Below are 3,724 nucleotides of genomic sequence, written 5' to 3' on the forward strand. Positions count from 1 at the left end.
CTGATCCCCGGCGACGGCGACATCGTCTCGGGCATCGCCACCGTCGACGAGTCGGCGATCACGGGCGAGAGCGCTCCAGTGATCCGAGAGTCCGGTGGCGACCGCAGTGCGGTGACCGGTGGCACCCGGGTGCTGTCGGACCGGATCGTGGTGCGCATCACCTCGAAGCCGGGCGAGACCTTCGTCGACCGCATGATCGCGCTCGTCGAAGGTGCCAGCCGTCAGCGCACTCCCAACGAGATCGCGCTGAACATCCTGCTCGCGAGCCTGTCGATCATCTTCGTGGTCGTGGTGCTGGCCCTGAACCCGATCGCGTCGTACGCCGCCTCCCCCGTCAGCATCCCGGTGCTCATCGCCCTGCTCGTCTGCCTGATCCCGACCACCATCGGGGCGCTGCTCTCGGCCATCGGCATCGCCGGCATGGACCGGCTCGTGCAGCGCAACGTGCTCGCGATGTCCGGTCGTGCGGTCGAGGCCGCGGGAGATGTCACCACCCTGCTGCTCGACAAGACGGGCACCATCACGTACGGCAACCGCCGGGCGCACGAGGTGCTGGCTCTTCCGGGTGTCGATGCAGACGAGCTGCTGCGCGTCGCGGCGCTGTCGTCTCTTGCGGACCCCACCCCAGAGGGTGCCTCGATCGTCGAACTCGCGGCCGCGCAGGGCATCCGGGTGATCGCCCCCGATGACGCCGTTGTCGTTCCGTTCACGGCACAGACCCGTATGTCGGGCCTCGACCTGGCCGACGGCACGCAGATCCGCAAGGGTGCCGGCTCCGCTGTCCGCGCCTGGCTCGGACTCGACGGCGACGACCTCGAACTCACGAGTCGCACCGACGCCGTGGCCGAGAGCGGCGGCACTCCTCTCGTCGTCGCGGTGAAAGGCCCTGGCGCGGACGCCCGCATCCTCGGCGTCGTGCACCTCAAGGACATCGTGAAGGACGGCCTGCGTGAGCGCTTCGACGAGCTGCGGGCGATGGGCATCCGCACCGTCATGATCACGGGCGACAACCCGCTCACGGCCGCCGCCATCGCGAAGGAGGCCGGTGTCGACGACTTCCTCGCCGAGGCCACCCCCGAAGACAAGCTCGAGCTCATCCGGCGGGAGCAGGAAGGAGGACGCCTGGTCGCGATGACCGGTGACGGCACGAACGACGCCCCCGCCCTCGCGCAGGCCGATGTCGGCGTCGCGATGAACACCGGCACCTCGGCGGCGAAAGAGGCGGGCAACATGGTCGACCTCGATTCCGACCCCACCAAGCTGATCGACATCGTGCGCATCGGCAAGCAGCTGCTCATCACGCGCGGAGCGCTCACCACGTTCTCGCTCGCGAACGACATCGCCAAGTACTTCGCGATCATCCCGGCGATGTTCATGGGGGTCTTCCCCGGACTCGCGGCCCTGAACATCATGCAGCTGCACTCGCCGGCCTCCGCTGTCACCAGTGCGATCATCTTCAACGCGATCGTGATCGTGTTCCTGATCCCGCTGGCCCTGCGAGGGGTGAAGTACCGCCCGGCGAGCGCCTCGCAGATCCTGCAGCGCAACCTGCTGATCTACGGTCTCGGCGGTGTGATCGCCCCGTTCATCGGCATCAAGCTCATCGACCTCGTGATCAGCCTCATCCCGGGCTTCTGACCCGGCTCTGAAACGGAATCCAGAACATGTCATCCACTCGCACCGCTCTCCGCACCACCGGTGTCGCCCTCCGCGCGATGGTGGTCCTCACCCTCGTGCTCGGCGTCGGTTACACACTCCTGGTCACCGGCATCGGCCAGCTCCTGCTTCCGTGGCAGGCCAACGGCTCGCCGCTGCCCGACGACAAGGGCAGCTCGCTGATCGGCCAGTCCTTCACAGACGCAGACGGCGAGGCGCTCCCGGAGTACTTCCAGTCACGCCCCTCCGCCGCGGGCGACGGATACGACGGAGCCGGCTCCAGCGGCAGCAACCTCGGGCCGGAGAACCCCGACCTCGTGACCGCCATCGCCGAACGCAAGGCTGCGATCGCGGAGCGCGAGGGCGTCGACCCGTCGGAGGTGCCGGCCGACGCGGTCACGGCATCCGGCTCGGGGCTCGATCCGCACATCAGCGTCGCGTACGCGCTGCTGCAGGTGCCGCGCGTCGCCGACGCCCGCGGACTCTCCGAACAGGAGGTGCGCGACCTCGTGGAGTCTAGGATTCAAGGGCGGGATCTGGGATTCCTCGGCGAGGAACGCATCAACGTCGCCGAACTCAACCTCGCGCTCGATGACCGGGAGGGCGAATGACCGCAGCACCTCTTCGTCGAGCCCAGGGCCACCAGCGCCGGGGGCGGCTCCGAGTCCTGCTCGGGGCCGCCCCCGGCGTCGGCAAGACCTACGAGATGCTCGCCGAGGGACGGCGGATGCTCGACGAGGGCCACGATGTCGTGATCGCGATCGTGGAGACGCACGAGCGCGCCGCGACACAGGCGCAGACTGCAGGGCTCCCCGAGGTTCCACGGCGAGTCGACCTGCACCGCGGAGTCGCGCTGACCGAGCTCGACGTGGACGCCGTGCTCGACCGCGCGCCCGAGATCGCCCTCGTGGACGAGCTGGCGCACACGAACGCCCCCGGCTCCCGCAACGCGAAGCGCTGGCAGGACGTGGACGAGCTGCTGAACGCCGGCATCGACGTGGTGACCACGGTCAACGTGCAGCACATCGAGTCGCTCAACGCCGTGGTCGAGAAGATCACCGGCATCGCACAGCAGGAGACGATTCCGGACGCCGTGGTCCGTGCCGCCGACGAGATCGAGGTCGTCGATCTGGCCCCGCAGACCCTGCGTGATCGCCTGTCGGCAGGACTCGTGTATCCCGCCGAGCGGATCGACGCCGCCCTGTCGAACTACTTCCGCCTCGGCAACCTCACCGCACTGCGCGAGCTGGCCCTGCTCTGGCTCGCCGACGAGGTCGACAGCGCGCTGCGCAGCTACCGTGCCGAGCAGGGCATCGAGGGCACATGGCAGGCCAGGGAGCGCGTGGTCGTCGCCCTGACCGGAGGGCCAGAGGGCGAGACCCTCCTCCGCCGTGGAGCCAGGATCGCGGCCCGCTCCGCCGGTGGGGAACTGCTCGCCGTGCACATCTCCGCGCAGGACGGTCTGCGCGACGAGACGCCCGGTGCCCTCGCCGCACAGCGCACCCTCGTGGAATCGCTCGGCGGCACCTATCACCAGGTCGTCGGCGACGACATCCCTGCCACGCTCGTCGAGTTCGCACAGGGCGCCGACGCCACTCAGCTCGTGATCGGCGTCAGCAGACGCAGCCGACTGGCCGCCGCTCTCACCGGTCCCGGCATCGGCTCGGAGGTCATCCGGCGCTCCGGCGACATCGACGTGCACATCGTCACCCATGCCGCGGCGGGCGGGCGGATGGTGCTCCCGCGCATCAAGGGCGGGGCTCTGGGCTGGCGGCGGCAGCTGCTGGGGTTCGGCGTCGCCCTGGTGTTCGGTCCGATCCTGTCGTGGATCATGTACACGTATCGCAGTCCCGAGTCGATCACCGCCGAAGTGCTCGCCTACCAGCTGCTCGTGGTCGTGGTCGCCCTCATCGGCGGCATCCGTCCCGCGGTGTTCGCCGCCGTGCTCTCGGGCATCACCCTCGACTTCCTCTTCGTCGCGCCGCTCTTCACGATCACGATCGCGCACCCGCTGCACGTGCTGGCTCTCGCGCTCTACGTCGTGATCGCGATCCTGGTCAGCATCATC

The 3,724-nt window shown here is 69.0% G+C and carries 3 protein-coding genes; all 3 read left to right on the forward strand.

The window, feature by feature from the left end:
• Positions 1–1,638 (forward strand): potassium-transporting ATPase subunit KdpB (gene kdpB, locus DSP71_RS21160; protein ID WP_113681985.1); only part of this gene is annotated, 1,638 nt, incomplete at its 5' end.
• A 26-nt stretch (positions 1,639–1,664) separates the two neighbouring features.
• The gene (gene kdpC, locus DSP71_RS21165; RefSeq protein WP_113681986.1) at positions 1,665–2,267 is read left to right on the forward strand and encodes a potassium-transporting ATPase subunit KdpC; all 603 of its coding nucleotides are present in this window, start codon (positions 1,665–1,667) and stop codon (positions 2,265–2,267) included.
• Positions 2,264–3,724 (forward strand): DUF4118 domain-containing protein (locus DSP71_RS21170; protein WP_113681987.1); only part of this gene is annotated, 1,461 nt, incomplete at its 3' end. The genes kdpC and DSP71_RS21170, both read left to right, overlap by 4 nt.

Source organism: Microbacterium sp. H6, from assembly GCF_003314775.1.
GTDB classification, from domain to species: Bacteria; Actinomycetota; Actinomycetes; order Actinomycetales; family Microbacteriaceae; genus Microbacterium; species Microbacterium oxydans.

Excerpts from the sequence above, each read along its gene's own strand:
- kdpC (WP_113681986.1), top strand. The coding sequence starts at position 1,665 with ATGTCATCCACTCGCACCGCTCTCCGCACCACCGGTGTCGCCCTCCGC.